At 61.4% G+C, this 19,134-nt stretch carries 17 protein-coding genes; 11 read left to right on the plus strand and 6 right to left on the minus strand.

Going from position 1 to position 19,134, the window contains the following annotated elements; translation table 11 throughout:
• The 3 genes from BM344_RS11870 to BM344_RS11880 all read right to left on the minus strand — a co-directional run bounded on the left by BM344_RS11870 (position 1) and on the right by BM344_RS11880 (position 7,395).
• Complete coding sequence (locus BM344_RS11870; protein WP_091990018.1) at positions 1 to 3,174, minus strand: tetratricopeptide repeat protein; 3,174 nt, start codon at positions 3,172 to 3,174, stop codon at positions 1 to 3.
• A gap of 3 nt (positions 3,175 to 3,177) precedes the next feature.
• A complete protein-coding gene (locus tag BM344_RS11875) occupies positions 3,178 to 5,937 on the minus strand; it encodes an endo alpha-1,4 polygalactosaminidase (protein WP_091990020.1) in 2,760 nt (919 codons plus the stop codon).
• 99 nt (positions 5,938 to 6,036) lie between these two features.
• Positions 6,037 to 7,395 carry an HD-GYP domain-containing protein gene (locus BM344_RS11880; RefSeq protein ID WP_091990023.1) on the minus strand — a complete coding sequence of 453 codons (1,359 nt, stop codon included), beginning with the start codon at positions 7,393 to 7,395 and terminating at the stop codon, positions 6,037 to 6,039.
• 150 nt (positions 7,396 to 7,545) lie between these two features.
• Between BM344_RS11880 and BM344_RS11885 the strand changes: the two genes are divergently transcribed.
• Positions 7,546 to 8,223, plus strand: coding sequence for a hypothetical protein (locus BM344_RS11885; protein WP_091991078.1), 678 nt, complete (start codon positions 7,546 to 7,548; stop codon positions 8,221 to 8,223).
• An 8-nt stretch (positions 8,224 to 8,231) separates the two neighbouring features.
• Here BM344_RS11885 and BM344_RS11890 read toward each other — a convergent pair whose 3' ends face one another.
• On the minus strand, positions 8,232 to 8,963 hold the full coding sequence (locus BM344_RS11890; protein WP_091991081.1) for a sulfite exporter TauE/SafE family protein: 732 nt from the start codon (positions 8,961 to 8,963) through the stop codon (positions 8,232 to 8,234).
• Positions 8,964 to 9,060: 97 nt separating this feature from the next.
• Between BM344_RS11890 and BM344_RS11895 the strand changes: the two genes are divergently transcribed.
• Together BM344_RS11895 and BM344_RS11900 are read left to right on the plus strand one after the other, a co-directional pair.
• Positions 9,061 to 9,519 (plus strand): YchJ family protein, encoded by a 459-nt coding sequence (locus BM344_RS11895; protein ID WP_228143612.1) that lies wholly within the window; start codon positions 9,061 to 9,063, stop codon positions 9,517 to 9,519.
• A gap of 35 nt (positions 9,520 to 9,554) precedes the next feature.
• Entirely contained in the window at positions 9,555 to 9,764 is a 210-nt protein-coding gene (locus BM344_RS11900) for a DUF3565 domain-containing protein (protein ID WP_091990025.1), read from the plus strand.
• Here BM344_RS11900 and BM344_RS11905 read toward each other — a convergent pair.
• Positions 9,761 to 10,132, minus strand: a complete 372-nt coding sequence (locus BM344_RS11905; protein WP_091990028.1) for a thiol-disulfide oxidoreductase DCC family protein — start codon at positions 10,130 to 10,132, stop codon at positions 9,761 to 9,763. The two genes, BM344_RS11900 and BM344_RS11905, sit on opposite strands and share 4 nt — an antisense overlap.
• Before the next feature lie 196 nt (positions 10,133 to 10,328).
• Between BM344_RS11905 and BM344_RS11910 the strand changes: the two genes are divergently transcribed.
• Positions 10,329 to 12,005, plus strand: coding sequence for a methyl-accepting chemotaxis protein (locus tag BM344_RS11910; protein WP_091990030.1), 1,677 nt, complete (start codon positions 10,329 to 10,331; stop codon positions 12,003 to 12,005).
• On the opposite strand, the gene BM344_RS11915 is transcribed toward BM344_RS11910, so the two are convergent.
• Entirely contained in the window at positions 12,006 to 13,184 is a 1,179-nt protein-coding gene (locus BM344_RS11915) for a response regulator (protein ID WP_091990033.1), read from the minus strand.
• A 163-nt stretch (positions 13,185 to 13,347) separates the two neighbouring features.
• On the opposite strand from BM344_RS11915, the gene BM344_RS11920 reads away from it, so the two are divergent.
• The 7 genes from BM344_RS11920 to BM344_RS11950 all read left to right on the plus strand — a co-directional run bounded on the left by BM344_RS11920 (position 13,348) and on the right by BM344_RS11950 (position 19,129).
• A complete protein-coding gene (locus tag BM344_RS11920) occupies positions 13,348 to 14,412 on the plus strand; it encodes a TRAP transporter substrate-binding protein (protein WP_091990036.1) in 1,065 nt (354 codons plus the stop codon).
• 117 nt (positions 14,413 to 14,529) lie between these two features.
• Positions 14,530 to 15,654, plus strand: a complete 1,125-nt coding sequence (gene potA / locus BM344_RS11925) for a spermidine/putrescine ABC transporter ATP-binding protein PotA (RefSeq protein WP_091990038.1) — start codon at positions 14,530 to 14,532, stop codon at positions 15,652 to 15,654.
• Entirely contained in the window at positions 15,647 to 16,507 is an 861-nt protein-coding gene (gene potB / locus BM344_RS11930; protein WP_091990041.1) for a spermidine/putrescine ABC transporter permease PotB, read from the plus strand. Before potA ends, potB begins: the two co-directional genes overlap by 8 nt.
• Positions 16,504 to 17,274 carry a spermidine/putrescine ABC transporter permease PotC gene (gene potC, locus BM344_RS11935; protein WP_091990043.1) on the plus strand — a complete coding sequence of 257 codons (771 nt, stop codon included), beginning with the start codon at positions 16,504 to 16,506 and terminating at the stop codon, positions 17,272 to 17,274. The genes potB and potC overlap by 4 nt, the downstream gene beginning before the upstream one ends.
• On the plus strand, positions 17,271 to 18,311 hold the full coding sequence (locus BM344_RS11940; protein WP_091990046.1) for an extracellular solute-binding protein: 1,041 nt from the start codon (positions 17,271 to 17,273) through the stop codon (positions 18,309 to 18,311). The genes potC and BM344_RS11940 overlap by 4 nt, the downstream gene beginning before the upstream one ends.
• A gap of 138 nt (positions 18,312 to 18,449) precedes the next feature.
• Complete coding sequence (locus BM344_RS11945) at positions 18,450 to 18,758, plus strand: antibiotic biosynthesis monooxygenase family protein (RefSeq protein WP_091990047.1); 309 nt, start codon at positions 18,450 to 18,452, stop codon at positions 18,756 to 18,758.
• Positions 18,755 to 19,129 (plus strand): thiol-disulfide oxidoreductase DCC family protein, encoded by a 375-nt coding sequence (locus tag BM344_RS11950; RefSeq protein WP_091990050.1) that lies wholly within the window; start codon positions 18,755 to 18,757, stop codon positions 19,127 to 19,129. Before BM344_RS11945 ends, BM344_RS11950 begins: the two co-directional genes overlap by 4 nt.
• The last annotated feature ends 5 nt before the right edge of the window (positions 19,130 to 19,134 follow it).

Raw genomic sequence — 19,134 nt, forward strand, 5'->3', positions numbered from 1 at the left:
TCAGCGACCGAAGTACAGAGTGTAAGTGAGGTTGAGATCCGTTCGGCTGTTGCCGTCCAGACCGTCCGAGGTGTAACCGAGCGAGAGCGCCAGATCGTCGTCACCCACCACTCGCCAGCCGACTCCGATGTCGATGCCAAAATCGGGACTCGAGGTGGATAGTACATAACCTGCGCCCAGTCCGACAAAATATCGCGGCTCTGGCGTTGTCCGGTACAGGGCGCCGGGTTCGCCATGCTGCCATCTCGTGGTCAGGCCGATGCGCTCGTAGTCCTCGGCCAGAAGAGTGCCGGGCGACGCTGCCCCGGAAAAGGCGCCGGCGGTTCGGGCATCCAGTTCGCTGGCAAGGTCGAGGGTCTGGCGCCGATAGCCCAGCGAAACCTGCCAGGCCGGATCCTGGTGAAACAGTGTGTAGGTGCCGGTGGCATCGAATCCCAGGCCCTCGCCCAGAGAGCCGCCGGTATTGCTTTGATACCCGAGCTGCTCAAGCCGGCCAGTCAGTTCCAGCCGGGGAAAGGGACGATACTGCAAGCCGGCATACAGGGCATCCCGGTTGCTCAGCCACCAGGCTTCGGCGCTGTCGTAGGCGCGTTCGGCCACGGCCACACCAGCGCTCAGGGAGAACCGGTCCCCGGGCTGGCCGGTGATCTCAGCACTGCCAGCGGTACGGGTGCCGCCATAGCCGGTAAGCTGGGCAAGGCTGAAGGTCAGCAGCGTATTGGTGCTGTTGTTCTGCACCTGAAGCCGGACGTCCTGGCCGGTGTTCGGCGTGGCCCTCAGCAAACCCCGGTTCCTTGTCTCCAGGCTTTCGGCGCTGAACAGCCAGCGCAGCCGGTCGTGGCTGAACTGCCCCCGAACGCTGGCACCGTAGACCGAGAAGTTGCCAAGGTCCCGGGCCGAGAAGCCGGCCTGTACGGCCCGGTTGTTGAAGCGATAGAGAGGCCCTGAGACCTCCCCCGTCGGCGAGGGGGGCGGGTACAGAATGTCGGTGGCAGAGCGTTTCCAGGGGTATTCACCGAGGGCAACCGCCTGCCGTCGCATCGCGCTGCCTTCGGCCATGGCTCCGTTCTGCTCGGCAAGGGGCGCCATCGCCAGCAGCCATTCGCGGTTGTTACCGTGGGCAGCCCTGCCCCGGCCCAGCCAGGCCAGGGCGCGTTTTTCATCACCCAGAGCCTGATAGCCCCAGGCCAGCAGGCCGTAAGCCTCGGGTGAGGGGTTGTTTGAGAGCCGGGCCAGCAGGTCTGGCAGTGCTCCGGGCTGGCGCTCCGGATGCCCGGCAAGGAACCAGCCCCAACTGATCAACGCCTCCGTGTTATCCGGAGCCAGTGTCGCCGCCGTCTCGAACGCGGCTGCGGCGGCATCGTCTTCATTGCGCTCCTGGTGCAGCAGCGCCTTCAGGGTCCAGTAGCGGGGATTGCTGGCGGCGCCCGGGCGCTGTTGCCAGCGCTCAAGGGTGTCTGCCAGGCCGTCCCAGTCGCCAAGCGCGAACTGATACTCCGCCATGGCTGCCAGATAGCGCGGCTCGCCGGTAGTTTCGAAGCGCCCGCGGGCCAGCCGCAGGGCTTCAGGGTAGTCGTTGAACATCACCGCAAGGTTCAGCAGCTGCTCCTGCTGAGCGGGTGACAGCGACGCTACCGGCAGATTGGCGAGCCGGCGGTATTCGGCCTGCAGGAAGTCGGTTCGGCCAAGAAGCGTGGCCAGCTCAAGGCGCAGGGTCGCCGCCTCGGCCTGCAGTTCCGGGTCTTCCGTTTCCAGCGAGCGCAGGCGCTCGAATGCGCTTTCCGGATCGCGGGTTCGCCAATAGAGTCTGGCCAGTTCCACCTGCTCCCGGGGTGAAAGCGAGGGCGCCGATTCCATCAGGCTGATGGCCTCCGGCAGTTTGCGACGGTTGATCAGCAGGGTCAGCAGGCGCTCTCGCAGGGGTTGGTCCCCCCTGTAGCGGGTCATGCCTTCCCGCAGACGTGCCTCAGCCTGGTCCAGCTGGCCCAGCCGTACCAGGCTGTCGGCCAGCTGCCGGTATCCGTCGGCGTCCAGTTGCCGGCGTTCACGGGCCCGGTCGAGAATCGATACCAGCGGCTCCCACAGGAAGAGCTCTCGGGCCAGCGCGGTGGCTCGGGCAAACGCCTGGTCGGAACCGCTGGTGCGGTAGACGTCGCGCCAGTAGGCCAGGGCCTCGGTGGGTTTGCCGTTCCACTCAAGAATCTGGGCCGCCAGAACGCGGTCTTCGGTGGTCAGTTGGTTGCGCTGACGCTCCATGACACGAAACGTCTCCAGCGCCCCCTTGATGTCGCCGGTGCCGAGTTGGGTGCGCAGCCACCGGCGTTGAACTTCGAGGTCACCGGGCTCGGCGCGGGCAAGTGCGCCAAGCCACTGGCGGCTGAGATTGTCGTCGCCGGCGAGGTTCGCCAGCCGGATACCCTCCCGCAACTGTTCGGAGGTCATGGGGCCCGCGGGGAAACGCTGACGGAACAGTTCCAGTGCCTGGACGGGGCGGCCGGCCGCCAGCTCAAGGCGTATGAGATTGTCGGCAAACCGGTCCTGCTGAGCGGCAGGCACCTGGCCAAGTACCGATTCGAGAATGGCAACGGCCCGTGCCGGCTCGCCCATGGCTTCGTACAGTTGCGCCAGATCTTGCGCCTGAGCCACGCGGTTCTTGCCCGTGGCCTGCTCGAACAGCCGTTCCTGGATTGCCAGCTGTTGCTCGGCGGCCAGCAGTGTCAACGGGCGTTTTGCCAGCGTGAGCTTTCGCTCCCATGAGTAATCGGACTCGACCAGCCGTTGCAGGGCCCGCTCAAGTTCGTTGCGCACCCCTTCCCGAGCCTCCTCTCCGGATGCCGCGTTGTATTGATCCACCAGCAGTTCCAGGTAGGTCTCCATAGCTCTCGAGGGCAGCCGGGCTTCATCAAGCAAGGGCGCAAGCGTCTTCCTGGCCTTGTCCAGCTGCCCGGCCTGGCGCTGCATACGGCCCAAGTTGATGCGAAGGGGGATGTTGTCCTGGTCGGATTTCAGCAGGGTTTCCAGGTAGGCAATGGAAACCGCGTCCGGATTCTCCAGATAACGCAGGTCATCGAAGGCCGCCTGCCTGGGAAACAGGATGTACAGCACCAGGGCCAGCAACACCCCCATCACCAACAGGGCCGGAAGACTGAAAAAGGACGGTCGACGTTGCTGCATCGGTTAACGGCACCCCAGCTCAACCTGGCCGGCTGTTGCCGTTTTGGTGGTCAGGGTCACGGTGCCGGATGCGCTCTTCTGGGTCATACCCGGGCCGCCGAGTACCCGGCATTGCGCGGTGCCGGCCACGACCAGCTCAAGTGGACGGTGACCGGTGAACTGCCCGCTCAAACGCCAGGCGTTGCCTTCGCGGCGGCGTTGCCAATGGTCGACCGTGGCGTTTGCGCTCTGCAGATAGGGTCCTGCGGCTGGCGAGGGCGTCAGGTAGAGCCGGGCCTCAGGGCCAGCAAGGTGCACAAAGCGCTGCCCGGCCACATCGTTGTAGCCCGCCACGCCGACGCTGCGCTCCAGATCCGGATAGAGGTTGCCGGGCAGTCGCACCGTCCGGGGCACCTGCAGGCCGCGCCATTCGAAGCCGCCGTCGTCGCCAACGGTCAGGGCTGAATAGTACTGCGCCTGGACACGGTGGGCGTAATCGCTCAGGAACAGCGGCGTGACCGGTTGATTCAGGGCGTAGCGGTAAATCTCCTCAAGCGTGGAGATGGCCTCTGGCTTGGTTCCGGAATAGAAATGGTAATAAATCCCCACGGGCTTGAGTCGGCCCCGGGCTTCCAGGATCTCAAACGTGTCGATCACGTTGCGGAAGCCATAGAAGGGGCCTGTCCACAGGTTGGTGTAGACGTTTTCGTTCATCACGGGCGCGTAGATCTGGAGCTCGTCACCGACAGGTCGTGCGTCGGGCCAGGTACCTGCAAGTCCGGATTCGTAGGGCAGGGGATGGGTGTCGCCGCCGTTGATATTGACCAGCCCCAGTTCCCGGACCATGGCCAGGGCTTTTTCCCCGGGCCGGGCGTCACCAGTCCAGAGGAACACGGAAACCGGCTTGTCCGGCGGTGCAAGTCTGCGGTCCACATAGGCAACGGACCCGATAATCTCGCGCTCAAGTGACGGCGTGTAGCCCGGGATGTCGAGCGCGTAGCCATAGAGCGTGTTTTCCGCTCTGGGCGCCCTGCCACCGTCGATGGCAGACCAGAAAAACGGATGGCTGTAGGTGTGGGACGCAATTTCCACATTGCCCTGCCGGAACAGACGCCGCGCCAGTGCCTCGGCTTCTCCGCTAATGGCCGGATAGAGCCCCTCAGGGGCGGTTTCCGCCTCAATCACCGATACCGCATGCGGGATGTTGTAGCGAGTGATTATGCGATTCAGGATCACCTCGGCACTCAACGGGCTGCCCGGCAATTCTGCCCGTGAGACCAGACCGTCGCCATCGATGTGAGCGGTGAGGATACGTCTACCGGCCTCCGTGGTGCTGTCGGCTGCCGGAAAACGATCAAGGCCCAGCGCTTCGGTCAGGAACTCGAACGGGTTGAACAGCCAGAAGGCTTCGTCGTCCGGGCCGGTTTCCAGCACGAAAGGCGCGAGCGCGGCTCCACCCCCGGCAAAGGTGTAAATGGGGTGGTATTGCTGGCCATTGCTGCTGGCGGTAAGCCAGGCGGTGCCGTTGGTCATCGTGGGCAGCGGGTTCAGGGGCGCCAGAGGCAGGCGACCGCCCTCGTATTTGCCGACAGACGGGTGCCGTTCACCAAAGGCGAGCGGTGGCTCAGGGACAGCCATGGCCCGGGTTGCCAGCAGGTTCTGACACGCCTGCTGCACCGGCGGCAACCCGAAGGTGACCACTGGCAGGGTTTCCGATTGCCGGCCCTGGAGCCATTGGCAGAAGCCCGGCTGGCGGTTGCCGGTTTCCCACCAGATCACCACGCCGGCGTAGCGGTCATCCAGTGGTTCCGTGGGCGGCGGCGCCTGGGCCGAGCGGTACACCGGCACCAGCCCCAGGCGTTCCAGCACAATTCCGAGCCGTCGGTGGGCAGCGCTCTGGGCCATATCGGCAGGCGCCAGGTCGTGCACCACCAGAACATGCCGTTTGACGACGCTGGGGCTCGCCGGCCCAAGCCGGGTCAGGTCGCCGTTGGAAACGTAGGGAATGAAACCCTCGGACCGTAGCTGTTGGGCATGGTCCTCAGCCGGGGCGCCGTCCGGCAGGTAATCGATGGCAATCAGTGGCAGGCCAGGGCGGCTGAGCTGGAACCGGTTGAGCTGTTCGCGAAGCCAGTCACGGTCGGCGTCGGAGAGCCGGGTATACCGGTCTTTGGCGGCGTCGTAGCCGCCCCGCCAGGATTCAAAGGCCACTGCGTCCACCAGCTGGTGGCTGGCCGGCGGCAAATGAAAGCCACGGTTGATCACGATGGTTGATTCCGGCCAGCGTGCGCGAATACGCTCCAGAAGCCTGGCTTGCCCCTCGGCAAAGACGGCTTCATCGGCTCTTCCCGCCTCGGTGAGCAGGTGGCTGTCGAGGGTGTCCAGGAACAGGCCCTGAAACCCACGGGCCATGGCGGGCGCGATCAGCTGCTCAAGAATGAACTGGCGCACCTCCGCCAGCCGCAGATCCAGCACCGAGCTTTTCCAGGCGGTATTGCGGCCCAGGATCCAGTGCTCTGGGACCGCTCTGAACAGGCGGTGGGACCGGGCAATCTCGCCCACGCTGATGTAGCTGAGCGGTCGGGTGCCGCCCTGCCTGAGGAGCTGGATACGGGCATCGGACGCCTGGCCCTGCTGCAAAACCACCCAGTCGTAGGCATACAGGGCGCCGATGGGCGCTTCGTGGCCGTAATAAAAGGCAACATTGTCAGGAGCGGACGCTCGGGCCGGAACTGCGTGAAAACTGAGAAGCAGAGTGACGATCAGCAGGTGGATTCGAATCATTTACCGGGACGATGCTGTAAATGGAACAAGCCGGCCAGGTCGGACGGCGACGGCTCCGCAAGTATAGTCCTTTACGGAAGTTCCGCCCGGAAAGTTTCGTCAGGGTGCGGATTCGGCATCCGGATTGTCAGTGTCTGGCTCGGAAGGTGCAGACACGATCAGGCCCTGCTCAACGAACTCCTGAAGCACAATGTCATGGGTGCCGTCCGGCACTTCCCGTGCAATGCGATAAACGGTACCCGCGTTATCAACCGGGCCGGTCTGCAGGTCCAGAACCCGGAAGGGTGACATGGGGGATTTGTCCGCCTCCCGAACCATCAGGACTCTGGGCTTGAGCTTGTGCTTCGGGTGGCTTTGAATCACGATGCCGACTTCGCCGTTCACCATCTCCACGATGGAGCCGGGCGGGTAAATGCCGATCATCTGGATAAACGCGTTGGCGAGTTCCTCGTCGAACTGGGCGCCCCGATGTTTGTGGATAATGTCCAGCGCCTGCATGGAGGCCCGGCCCATGTCGTAGACCCGGTTGCTGGTAATGGCGTCGTAGGTATCCACCAGACCGATGATCTTGGCAAAGTAGGGGATTTGCTCGGACTTGAGGCCACGAGGGTACCCGGAGCCGTCCATCCGTTCATGATGGCTGAAGGCAACGTCTACGGCAGCGCTGAGTGATCGTGCGGTCGACATCAGGATGTCCCGCCCGTGGGTGGTGTGGTGCCGCATCACGTCGAACTCCTGCGGCGTAAGCGCGCCCGGCTTGTTCAGCACCTTGTCCGGGATCCGGGTTTTGCCCACGTCGTGTAACAGACCGCATAGGGCGAGCGTCCGGATCTCGCCCTCCAGCAGGCCCAGATGTTTGCCAAAAGCTGCGGCGAGAATCGACACATTGATGCAGTGCTCGGCCGTGTACTCATCCTGATGTTTGATCTTGGTCAGGAGCAGAAGCGCGCTCTCGTTTCTCAGCACGCTTTCCACGCACTGGTTGACCACGGTGCGCGCGTTGTTCAGATCCAGCGCCCGACCGACTCGCAGCCCGGACATGATGGCTTTGGCGGTTTGCTGAGCGTCCTCAAACCGGAGCACCGCGGTTTCCATCTCCTGGCCAATATCCACCTTGTTGATGTAGCTGACGCGCTTGCGGGGCAGGGTCGAAGCGGATGAGCTCTGGGGCGATGGCGTGGGTGACTTGCGTCGGAAAAGATCCATGAAGCCGGAGCGACGGGGTGGTTTGATCCGCTCCTGTCCGGGCCGTCGCGAGCCGGTGACCCGACCCTCGATGACCACAAAATCACACTGAGCTCGCAGCGCGTCGATCTCGGTCTGATCCCGGATCACAAAGCCCTGCAGGAGAAAGTCGGTATCCTCCCACGGTCGGTCGAGACGGATAACATGCATGCCGATAGCGAGCTCTGCCACGTCAATCTGGCTTTCAATGATTTCCTTATGGGGTTCGCTCATGTTCTCACCCGTGCGCTCTACCACACCATTCTGGTGCAAGATACACCGATCAGGATGGACTCAATTGCAAAATCTGGTCAAATGTTGTTCATTCTGATGGCGGGCGCTCGAACGCCCCGGCGTGCCAATGTTGTTCCGAGGGGTGAATGTATGATGGATCATCGTTTTTTCCATCTCTGGTGGCTGGCGCTGGCTGCCGCCCTGATACCACTGTTGACCATACATACCACGTTTCTGGTCTCGGTGCTTGAGGGCCACGTTGACCTGTGCGTGCCCTACTGGGATAGCTGCACCAGCATCAGCCGGACCGGTCGGCATGGCACCTCTTACTTCATCTTCAAGGGCACCATGCTGCCGGCGGCGCTGCTTGGCATTCTGTTCTGGTGGCTTAACGCGCGTTGGCTGAGACAGCTGGGCATCCATTCCGCAGGTGTTGCCTGGATTCCATGGCTGGGCCTGATTGCCTGTGTTTCACTGGCCGCATACACCCTGGCACTGGGGCACGCCGGTGACGGTTTCAATCTGATCCGCCGGGTGGGCGTGGTCCTGTATTTTTCCCTGACCTTCATCTGTGAGTTGCTGGTGAGCGCCGCGCTTCGCGGTCATCCGCGATGGTCGAATCCCGGTTTACGGTTGTTGAACCTTTGCCAGCTGACCCTGGCGGTGGGCATCCTCTCGGTGATTCTAAATGGCGTGGTGCCGGAGTTTTACAGCCACAAGGATGATGCTTTCGAATGGATTCTCGCGTTCCTGATCAACGCCCACGCCTTGTGGCTAGCCTTGCTGTGGCGCAAAAGCCGCTTCCGGGTTCGTCTCTGGGCCGGATAAGGTGCCTGTCAGAGGGCGAGCAGGCCCCGGACCAGCGCTGCCAGCCCGGCGACTGCGGCCACGCCCAGGATGACCGGGCGCAACCCCTCGAACGGCATTCGGTTGACCAGCTTGCCGGACAACCAGAAACCGATCAGTACCCCCGGGAACGTGGCGACAAACAGCATAAGCTCTGTCCTCCCCAGGTAACCGGAGGTGAAGAGCGCAGACAGGCTGAGGAAACTGGCGGCCAGAAAGAACGCGGACATGTTGGCCCGCACCAGTGGCCCTTTCTCGTTCTGGTAGATCAGCGCGATTGGCGGTCCTCCCACCGCGGTGATGGTGCCCATGTAGGTGGAGGCGGCGCCGGCGAGGATGCTGTTGCGGGCATTCAGGGTTGGTTTCCGTCCCCCGATGCTCAGGGCCACCGCCAGGAGAATCAGACCCCCGAAAATCACATCGAAGCCCTGGGTGGAGATGACCAATAACGTCAATGCCGCCAGGATGGCGCCGCCGACACCCCCGCCAATGGCGAAGCGCACCTGCCGGATCTGCAGTGCGCTGCGATTGCGCACCAGCATGAACACCGTCAGCAGGGTGGCGTTCAGAACGAGTGGCGCCGGAATCAGAAGCGGGCTGATCAGGAACAGCAGGGGCGCGGCCAGGGTGCCGATGCCATAGCCGGCAACCCCTTGAAGGCAGGAACCTGCCATCAGCGCCAGGTTGGCCAGCACAATCTGTGTCAGCGTTATATCGGTCAACAGCTTCACCAGTGGGTTGGAAGAGGGGGTTTGAGCGCCGCCGGTTTGATCTTGATACACTGCCCGCAACGAGCATAGCTGAAACCACCGAGGCGTGATGACCCAGAACTCAGACACCCGGCTCTGCCCCTGTGGCAGTCACAAAGCCTACAACGAATGCTGTCAGCCATTCCATCATGGCAAGGCTGCGCCCTCGCCCGAGGCTCTGATGCGATCCCGGTATTCGGCGTTTGTGCTGGGCCTACCCGATTACCTGCGGGACACCTGGCACGAAAGTACGCGCCCTGCGGACTTGTCGCTCGACGGCAGCCCGGAGTGGACGGCCCTGAACATCCTGGGCTCCGGTGAAAACGGTGACACCGGCACGGTGCATTTTCGCGCTGTCTATCGCCTTGACCAGGGCTGGGGTTTCCTGGAGGAAGAATCCCGGTTTGCCCAGGAGGACGGCCGCTGGTACTACCTGCGCGGCGATACCCGCGAAGGGCAACTGAAACCCGGAAGGAATGAACCGTGCCCCTGCGGCAGCGGCCGAAAATTCAAAGCGTGCTGCCTTTGAGCCGACCGGGTGAGCCCTGAGTACATGCGAACTTTATGAAACAACCGATTATCGGCTATCACAGGGATGAAGAAGACCATTGGGTGGCGCAGCTGGCCTGCGGCCACAATCAGCATGTGCGGCATACGCCGCCCTGGGTGAACCGGCCCTGGGTGACGACGGCGCAAGGGCGCAAATCAATGCTGGGTCATGAACTGGATTGCCGCAAATGCGAAGAGGGCGCGCCGATGGACGATCAGCCCTAGGCTGCCTTCCGGTCGATGGCGCAGGCGTACTTGCGGTCGTATCGCTTGTCTGCCCAGTTCTCATAAATCCGCGAAGCCAAGCCGTGGATGCCAGGCCAGAGCAGCGGCCTGAACAGAAACCCGAAGGGCGTATGGGACCACGCGCGAACGTTGGCTTGCAGGCCGGTAACCCACTCCCCGGTCCAGGTCATCAGGTGCAGTCGCCTGAGCAACGCCTCGTGGCTGGGCAGGGTGCTGGAGCCATCACGCTGTTCGTGAATGTCGGCAAAGATCAGGTTGCCCCGTTGAAGCTTCCTCAATGTTCGGATCTCCCTGGCGCACAGGGGGCACTGACCATCGTAAAACAGAGTGTCGTAACGTGGCTCCATAAGTCCTCCCGGGACGGAATGGTGTTCAGGGTCCTGGATGCGAGCTTTTTATACGTCAGGTAAGGACGATTCGGATGCAAACGGCCGCGGTCAGCGAAAGTCTGTTCTGAAATATTTGTTAACAAACTGGAACTGATCGTTCCGCGAGCTCCGTGGATAATTCGAGACTTTCGTCACAAACCGGGAGTCGCGGTCCATGAATGTGCTCAACAATCTGAAAATACGCACGCGCCTGCTTTTGGCCGTGATTGTGCCGGTAGCCATTACGGCGGCCACGCTGGCGTGGATCACCGTAAGCCAGATCCAGGCCAACGGCGAAGAAGAGCTGCATCGTCTTGAAAGCAGCCTGCTGGAGGCGCGCAAGGCCGGTCTGCAAAACCTGATTGATGCGGCCCGGGCGGTCGTGCTTGAGGCCAAAAACGATCCGTCACTGAGCGAGACCGAAGCCAAGGAAGCCGCAGCCGAGCGCTTGCGATCGATCCGCTTTGACGACACCAACTACGTGTTCGCTTACACCCGTGATGTCTACAATCTCGCGTACGCTCCTGATCCTACCAAGGAAGGCCCCACCAGCAATCCGACCCTGAAGCGTCTGGTAGGTGATCTGTTCGCCGCGGCCGAGGACGACGGATTCTATGGCTATACCTGGATGAATCCCGCCTCCGGCAACGAGGAGCCGAAGCTTTCCTACTCCACCCTCATTCCGGACTGGGACTGGATGATCGGTGCCGGCGTCTATATCACCGATATTGACCGGCAGGTTGCTGCCGCCCGGGAGAAGCTTGAGGCCGGCATGGCGCAAACCCTCGGCTTTATCCTGCTGGTGACCTGTGTGGTGGTGGTGATTGCCCTGGTGATCGGGGTGTTCGTTGGCCGGAGCGTGACCCTGCCGCTCAAGAAGGTCAGCGGCATGATGCAGGAGATCGCCGACGGCGACGGGGACCTGCGTCAGCGTCTGCCGGATGAGGGCACCGATGAGCTCTCCGAGCTGGGCCAACGCTTTAACGCCTTTGTCATCAAGATCCAGAACACCATCCGTGAGGTGGGCGCCACCACCGACCAGGTTGCCTCCGCGGCGGAGGAACTGAGCCGGGTGGCCAACGAAACCCGGGCATCGGTGCAGGAGCAGGGCTCCGAGACCGATCAGATTGCCTCGGCCATCAACGAAATGGCGGCCACCATCCAGCAGATTTCCGGCAACGCCAATGAAGTGGAAAGTGCCGCCTCAGACGCAGATCGCATGGCCCGGGAAGGTGGCGAGACCATCGGCAGCGCCCAGGGTGCTGTTAACCAGCTGTCTGAAGAAATCAAGAGCACGGCCGGGAGCATCGACGCACTGGCGGAGAAATCTGACGACATCCAACAGGTACTGGACGTGATTCACGCGGTAACCGAGCAGACCAACCTGTTGGCGCTCAACGCAGCCATTGAGGCGGCCCGTGCGGGCGAACATGGTCGCGGCTTCTCGGTGGTGGCCGACGAGGTTCGCCAGCTGGCCAAGCGCAGCGCCGAATCCGCGGACCAGATCCGGGAAATGATCAACGGCTTTGTGTCTGAATCCCGTTCGGCGGTCGATCGGATGAATAACTCTCGCAAGAGCTCCGATGCCACCGTTGAACGGATCAATCACGCCACGGACGCCCTGCGCACCATTGAAACCTCGGTGGGCCAGATCCACGATCAGGTCACCCAGATTGCCACGGCCGCCGAGCAGCAAAGCCAGGTGGCCGAAGAGATCAATCAGAACGTGATTCGCATTGTCGATGCCGCTCAGCGCAGCGACACGGGCGTTAACCAGACTAATGAGGCCAGCCATGAGCTGGCGCGGCTGGGCGAAAGCCTGCGTGAACTGGTGGGCCAGTTTAAAGTCTGATCAGTCGGGTGAAACCTGCGCGAGAAGTTCCCGGAGCCTGCGCGCGCGTTTTGCCCGGGATCGTACTGTGGCGGTGAGGTAGTCCGCGTCGAACGGCTTGAGAATGTAATCATCGCCGCCCAGCGCCACGCTCAGTGTTTTTTCGTCCTGGTGCGACAGCGTGGTCAGGAAAACAATCGGCGTGGCGTCGAACCTCCGGTCCTCGCGAAGTATGGCGGCGAGTTCTGTGCCCGAGACTCCCGGCATGACAATGTCGAGGATAATAACGTCAGGCTCGATATCGCGGGCAGTATCCAGCGCCTTAAGGGGTTCGCTGGTGGCGTGAACCTCCAGGCCAGACTGTTCCAGTTGAATTGAGGCGAACTGAAGAGCGGTCTTGTCATCATCCACGACCATTACCCGGTAACGGGGCATGTCCCGGCGCTCGGCGAACTCGTGGGCAAGCTCCAGTATTCTGGTCTTGCTGACCGGCTTCACGAGATAGCGGGAGGCGCCCGCTCTCAGGGCTGCGAGGCGCGCAGCCAGTTCATCGTGCACGGACAGGAACACAACCGCCGGCATTCTGCCGAGACGGCGGCGGAGTTGGCGTATCACGTCCGGGCCTGCCGCCTCATCGTGGCCAAACGCCACATCCATGAGGATCATCTGGGGTGATGGCAGAGTCTCGAAGGTATCCAGGTATACCGAGGATGAGTGGTAAACCTCGGCATCGAACCCGGCTTCCAGAAGCCATGTCAGCATTTGCTGGGCGACCAGTTCATCGTCATCGACTATGTGAATCTTTCGACTGCCGGTCGTCGAGAGTTCAATCGCGTCGGTGCCTGGTTCATCCTTGCTGGCTTGCATCCTCGCAACCAGCTCGGACATCCGTTGCTTTTTGGATGCCGCATCCATCGGGTGCTCGTGCCATCGTTCGGCAAGCGAGAGCAAATCTCTGGCGGCTGTCGAAACGCCCGCCAGTCCGAGTGTGCCGGCAGAGCCTGCCAGCTTGTGGGCTTCCTGTGCCAGCAGGGAGAGAGAAGCATTCAGGGTGGCTACCCTGTTTGGCCCCGGATCTTCCAAGGGAACGGCCTCAACGAGCCTGTTTAGTTGCTGGAAGCGCTCGGGTAACTTTCTGAGATATTCAGCCCGCAGGGCTTTCAGCTGTGCCCGTGGTTCACTGTGATTCTGGTCCGACATGTCCCAAGCCCCCAGTCCCTGGATGTGGCGGATGTACCTGCCTGAAAGATAGACAATTGTGCCGGAAACGCCACAGGGACGGGTTGGTGATTATTGCCTGCAAGGGCTAAGATTGCTGCGCTATGGGATTCAAAACATAACAACGAATCAGAGGAACAACACAATGGTCACTGTAGGTAGATCGCTGCTCGCTTTTGTCTTGCTGAGTGTCAGCATGATCAGTTTCGCCGAAGAGACGCACACCCTGCGCCTCGCGCAAACCTGGGGCCCCAATTCCCCGATTCTGGGGGAGACAGTCCAGCACATGGCCGATATGGCCGAAGCCATGTCCGATGGCCGACTGCAGATCCGGATCGATCCGTCCAACAAGCACAAGGCGCCCTTCGGCATTTTCGATCTGGTGCGCAATGGCCAGTACGACATGGGACACACCGCATCCTATTACTACAAGGGCACGATCCCCAACGCGATGTACTTCACCACGGTGCCGTTTGGCATGATTGCACCGGAACAGTACGCCTGGTTCTACCATGGTGGCGGTATGGAATTGATGCAGCGGGTGTATGAGCCCTATGGGTTGCTGTCGTTCCCCGGCGGTAATACCGGTAACCAGATGGGTGGTTGGTTCCGTAATGAAATCAACTCTCTGGACGATCTGAAGGGTCTGAAGATGCGGACACCGGGCTTCGCCGGTGAGGTCATGGCGGAGCTGGGTGTTGCGGTAACCAACATTCCGCCGGGTGAGCTGTACAGCTCGCTGGAGCGTGGCACCATTGATGCTGTCGAGTGGGTTGGTCCGGCCCTGGATTTCCAGATGGGCTTTCACCAGATTGCCAAGTACTACTATTCCGGCTGGCAGGAGCCAGGTGCGGAAGTGCAATTCCTGATCAACCAGAAAAGCTGGAACGACCTGCCCAAAGACCTTCAGGAAATCCTTAGAATCGCCATGCGCACCGCTGCCTACGACATGTATATACAGAGCACCCACGCAAGCGGCGTTGCCTGGGACCGGATGAAAGAGGATTATCCGGACGTTACCCACAAGGTGTTTCCGCCTGAAGTGATCGATGCCCTTCGCAAAACCACCAACCGTCTGCTTGCTGAAGCGGCAGAGAAAGATCCGCTGGCCAAGGAAATCATCGAGTCCCAGCGCGATTACCTGCAACAGGTGCGGCAGTGGACCAACATTTCAGACAAGGCGTACCTTGAGAGTGTCGCCGAGGACTGATCCCTGAAACGCGGTTCCGGTCTGGCGAGGCCGGAACCGCGGCTCCCTCCTTGGCTGCCCCTTTCTGTTTGGGGAGCTTTCTGGAAAAATAGGCCGCTCATTCTTTGGGCAGCGCCGATGAAACAGACACTGCTATCCCTGAGCAACCTCTCCAAGCAATTCGGTGACAGGATCGTGCTCGACGGACTGGATCTGGAGATCTACGACGGCGAGTTCATCACCCTCCTGGGACCGTCCGGTTGCGGTAAAACTACCCTGCTTCGTTTGATGGCCGGCTTCGAACACCCCGACACGGGCCACATCCGTCTGTCCGGGGAAGATCTCACCCACACGGCGCCGGAACACCGGCCGCTGAATACGGTGTTCCAGCATTACGCGCTGTTTCCGCACATGTCGGTGTTCGATAACGTGGCCTATGGCCTGAAGATGGAGAAACGTCCGAAAGACGAGATTCGCCAGCGGGTCGACGAAGCGTTGGCGATGGTCCAGTTACAGGACTACGCCCGGCGCAAGCCGCGTCAGTTGTCTGGCGGCCAGCAGCAGCGGGTGGCCATTGCCCGGGCCGTGGTCAAACGGCCGCGGCTGTTGCTGCTGGACGAGCCGCTGTCGGCCCTGGATTACAAGCTGCGTCGCACCATGCAGGTTGAGCTGAAGCGCCTGCAGCGGGAACTTGGTATCACCTTCGTGTTTGTAACCCATGACCAGGAGGAAGCCCTCTCCATGTCCGACCGGGTGGTGGTGCTCAGGGACGGTCAGGTGCAGCAGCTGGGCACACCACGGGAGGTCTACGAGCGGCCTGCCAACCTGTTTACCGCACGCTTTGTGGGTGAGACCAATTTCTTTCCCGGCACCGTGGAGTCGGTTGGCGACGACGCCATTGCCGTGGATGTGCTCGGGTTCAAACGGAACCTCCGTCGGCCGGATTTTCCGGTACATTCCGGCCAGCGCCTGCACGTTCTGCTGCGCCCCGAGGATATCCGGGTACTGGCGCCCTCGGACGACCAGGGTGTCGCGGGCCGGATTGTCGAGCGCAATTACAAGGGCAGCACCCTGGACTCAGTGATTCATCTGGATGACGGTACCGAGGTGTTGGCCAGTGAGTTCTTCGATGAAGACGATCCGGCCTTTGACTACCGGCTCGGGGAACCGGTGCGGGTGAGTTGGGTCGACGGCTGGGAGTGGCTGTTGCCCGAGGAAGACGCACCGGTTGGCGTGGAAGAGGACCTTCCGGCCGATGCATAGTGTGAGACAGCAGCCGTTCAAAACCGCGGTGCTGATCCTGGTCTGGGGCTGGCTACTGTTCCTTGTGCTGGCGCCCAACCTGTTGGTTGTGGGTGCCAGTGTGATGACCCGGGATCCGGTGTCGTTCCTGTCATTGCCCCTGAATCTTGACGCCTATCGCCAGCTCTTTGATCCACTGTACCTGGAGGTGTTCCTGCACTCCCTGTCCATGGCGGTGATGACCACCCTGGTGTGCCTTCTGATCGGCTATCCCTTTGCCTGGGCCCTGTCCCGGGTGGGCAAGCAGCGGCAGCTGGTTCTGATCTTCCTGCTGATCGTGCCTTTCTGGACCAATTCCCTGGTGCGTACCTACGCCCTGAAGTTGATCCTCGCCACCAACGGCCTGCTGAACAATGCCCTGATGTCACTGGGCGTGATCGAAGAGCCGTTGCGATTGCTTTACACCGAGGGCGCGGTGATCATCGGTCTGGTTTATCTGCTCCTGCCGTTCATGATCCTGCCGCTGTACTCGGTGTTCGAGGATCTCAGGGAGGAACTGCTGCTGGCGTCGCGGGATCTCGGCGCCGGCCGGTTTGCCACCTTTGTCCACGTGATCGTGCCGCTGACGCTGCCCGGAGTTATGGCCGGGGTCATGCTGGTATTGCTGCCGGCCATGGGGCTGTTTTTTGTGCCGGATATTCTGGGTGGTTCCCGCAACCTGCTGGTGGGTAACGTGATCAAGAACCAGTTTCTTGATGCCCGCAACTGGCCCTTCGGCGCCGCCGCCAGCATCGTGCTCACCCTCACCATGGCGTTTTTGATGTTCGCTCACCGCTTGAGCAAGCGCCGCCTGGGCGAGGAGGGTGGCGGATGAGTCGCTGGCTGCCGCGCACCTATCTGGGCCTGGTGTACCTGCTGCTGTACGTGCCTATCCTCGTACTGGTGGTGTTTTCCTTCAACGAGTCCCGCACCGGCTACGCCTGGGGCGGGCTCAGCCTTCGCTGGTATGAGGCCCTGTTCAATAACCGGGCCATGGTGACGGCCATGTGGAATTCCTTGTGGCTGGCGTTGTCCGCCGCCACCGTGTCCACGGTGATCGGTGCCCTGACGGCCCTGGCCCTGCACCGGTACCGGTTCCGTGGCAAGAAGCTGCTCAATGGCATGCTGTTCGTGGTGATGATGTCTCCCGAGATTGTCCTGGCCATTTCCCTGCTGGCGCTGTTCCTGCTGGTGGGCGTGCAGCTGGGTTATGTGTCTCTGTTGCTGGCCCACGTGACCTTCTGCCTGCCGTTCGTGGTGATTACCGTGATGGCCCGGCTGAGCGGGTTCGATGAGAGCCTGCCCGAGGCCGCCCGGGATCTCGGGGCTTCCGATTTCACCATGACCCTTACCGTGCTGCTGCCGGTGATCATGCCTGCGTTACTGGCGGGCTGGCTGCTAGGGTTTACACTGTCACTCGATGATGTGGTGGTGAGCACCTTCGTGAGCGGCCCGAGTTATGAAATTCTGCCACTGCGCATCTACTCCATGGTGCGGGTGGGCCTGAAACCCGAGGTGAATGCCCTGGGTACACTGTTGCTGGTGTTTTCACTGGTTATGCTGATGTTGTCTCAATGGATTCTGATAAGGAGCAAACGATGAAGAAACTGGCACTGGCCGGCGTTCTGGCGGTGGGATTGAGCGGATGCAGTTCTGAGGAGCCACAGGTTCTGAACCTGTACAACTGGTCCGAGTACATGCCCCAGGAGGTTCTGGACCGGTTTACCGAAGAAACCGGCATACCGGTGGTGTACACCACCTATGACAGCAACGAGGCCATGTATGCGCGCCTGAAGCTGCTGGACGACAGTGCCGCCTACGACCTGGCGGTGCCCTCCACCTATTACGTCAGCAAGATGCGCCAGGAAGACCTGCTGATGCCTATTGACCGTAGCAAGATCGAGGGCTTTGATGCGCTTGATCCGGAACTGGTCAACCTGGACATCGACCCGGACAACAAGTTTTCCATTCCCTACCTCTGGGGCACCACCGGGCTGGCGGTGGACACAGCCGATGTGGAGGGCGAGCCCGTTGATGCCTGGGCCGATCTCTGGGACGACCGCTTCGAGGGTCGGGTGATGCTCACCAACGACATGCGCGAGGTGTTCCACGTGGGTCTCCGAGTGCTGGGCTACTCGGGCAACAGCACCAACCCGGAGGAAATCGAGGCTGCCTATGAGAAGCTGTCCGAGCTTATGCCGTCGGTACGTACTTTCAATTCCGATGCGCCGCGCATGCCGTATCTGGAAGGCGAGACCGATGTCGGCATGATCTGGAACGGCGAAGCCGTCATGGGCCAGGACACCATGGAAAGCCTGAAATACGTCTACCCCGAGGAAGGCATCATCGCCTGGCTGGACAGCTTTGTGATTCCGAAGAACGCCAAGAATCCGGAAGCGGCCCACAAGTTCATCAGCTTTGTGCTGCGGCCCGAGATTTCCGCTTTGATCAGCGAGGAAATCGGCTACGCCACGCCCAATCTCGAAGCCCGGGAACTGCTGCCTGAAGAGGTGGCCAACAACCGGGCCAGCTACCCCAACGCTACAGACATGATCAACGCCGAGTTCCAGACCGATATCGGCGACGATGCTCTGCAGATCTACGCGAAGTACTGGGAAATGCTAAAGTCCGGTCAGTAAGATCGGCCTGATCCGCCTCCAACAGCAGGCCCGCGCTCCGTTTCCGGAGGCGGGCCTGTTGTCATTTTACAGTCGCTGCCTACGGTTCTAACCTGAAGTCAGAGGTCATCGTCACCGAGTCGTTGGCAGGGAGCTTTCATGAAATACCTGTTTGAAGTGCATGTCCGCGAGGGCCATACCGCGGAAGAGTACGCCGACGCCTGGCTGCGGGCGAGCGAGATTATCCAGCAGGCGCCCGGCGCCCGGGGCACCGAGCTGCATCGCAAGATCGGCGATCCCAATACCCTCATTGCCATCGCTTCCTGGGAAAGCAAGGAACACCGGGATGCCATGGAAGGGCAGCACAATCCCGAGGTGGCCGCCATTATTCGCAGCGCGGCGCCCTACGTGGAGATTACACCCATCGGGGAGTTTGAGGATCCGGAATGGGTGGTGAAGCCTCAATGACCGGATCAGAAGGCACTATCCGGGTGTTCTACGACGGCGCCTGCCCCAGCTGCCGTCGAGACCGGCGCCAGTACGAGAAGCTCGCGGGTCGCGCGGCCGATCAGGTGGAGTGGGTTGATATTACGGGCCGGGACGAAGAACTCAAGGCCCGGGGCATCGACCCGGCCATGGCGCTCAAGGAGCTTCACGTGGAGGATCCCCAGGGCCGTATACACAGCGAACTGGACGCCTATATTCTCTTGATGTCCCGGGTTCCACTGCTGAAACCGCTGGCCTGGTTGATCGGCCTGCCCATTATCCGATCGGTGTTGAGCCGGATCTATCACCGTATGGTCATGAAACGGCTGCAGAAAACCGGCAGGATGCCCTGAGCAGA

Origin of the sequence: Marinobacter gudaonensis, from assembly GCF_900115175.1 — a bacterium.
Classification (GTDB): Bacteria; Pseudomonadota; Gammaproteobacteria; order Pseudomonadales; family Oleiphilaceae; genus Marinobacter; species Marinobacter gudaonensis.

Bases quoted from the DNA above. Each gene is read 5' to 3' on its own strand.
- BM344_RS11870 (WP_091990018.1), bottom strand. From the start codon at position 3,174: ATGCAGCAACGTCGACCGTCCTTTTTCAGTCTTCCGGCCCTGTTGGTG.
- BM344_RS11875 (WP_091990020.1), bottom strand. From the start codon at position 5,937: ATGATTCGAATCCACCTGCTGATCGTCACTCTGCTTCTCAGTTTTCAC.
- BM344_RS11880 (WP_091990023.1), bottom strand. From the start codon at position 7,395: ATGAGCGAACCCCATAAGGAAATCATTGAAAGCCAGATTGACGTGGCA.
- BM344_RS11885 (WP_091991078.1), top strand. From the start codon at position 7,546: ATGATGGATCATCGTTTTTTCCATCTCTGGTGGCTGGCGCTGGCTGCC.
- BM344_RS11895 (WP_228143612.1), top strand. From the start codon at position 9,061: ATGACCCAGAACTCAGACACCCGGCTCTGCCCCTGTGGCAGTCACAAA.
- BM344_RS11900 (WP_091990025.1), top strand. From the start codon at position 9,555: ATGAAACAACCGATTATCGGCTATCACAGGGATGAAGAAGACCATTGG.
- BM344_RS11905 (WP_091990028.1), bottom strand. From the start codon at position 10,132: ATGGAGCCACGTTACGACACTCTGTTTTACGATGGTCAGTGCCCCCTG.
- BM344_RS11910 (WP_091990030.1), top strand. From the start codon at position 10,329: ATGAATGTGCTCAACAATCTGAAAATACGCACGCGCCTGCTTTTGGCC.
- BM344_RS11915 (WP_091990033.1), bottom strand. From the start codon at position 13,184: ATGTCGGACCAGAATCACAGTGAACCACGGGCACAGCTGAAAGCCCTG.
- BM344_RS11920 (WP_091990036.1), top strand. From the start codon at position 13,348: ATGGTCACTGTAGGTAGATCGCTGCTCGCTTTTGTCTTGCTGAGTGTC.
- potA (WP_091990038.1), top strand. From the start codon at position 14,530: ATGAAACAGACACTGCTATCCCTGAGCAACCTCTCCAAGCAATTCGGT.
- potB (WP_091990041.1), top strand. From the start codon at position 15,647: ATGCATAGTGTGAGACAGCAGCCGTTCAAAACCGCGGTGCTGATCCTG.
- potC (WP_091990043.1), top strand. From the start codon at position 16,504: ATGAGTCGCTGGCTGCCGCGCACCTATCTGGGCCTGGTGTACCTGCTG.
- BM344_RS11940 (WP_091990046.1), top strand. From the start codon at position 17,271: ATGAAGAAACTGGCACTGGCCGGCGTTCTGGCGGTGGGATTGAGCGGA.
- BM344_RS11945 (WP_091990047.1), top strand. From the start codon at position 18,450: ATGAAATACCTGTTTGAAGTGCATGTCCGCGAGGGCCATACCGCGGAA.
- BM344_RS11950 (WP_091990050.1), top strand. From the start codon at position 18,755: ATGACCGGATCAGAAGGCACTATCCGGGTGTTCTACGACGGCGCCTGC.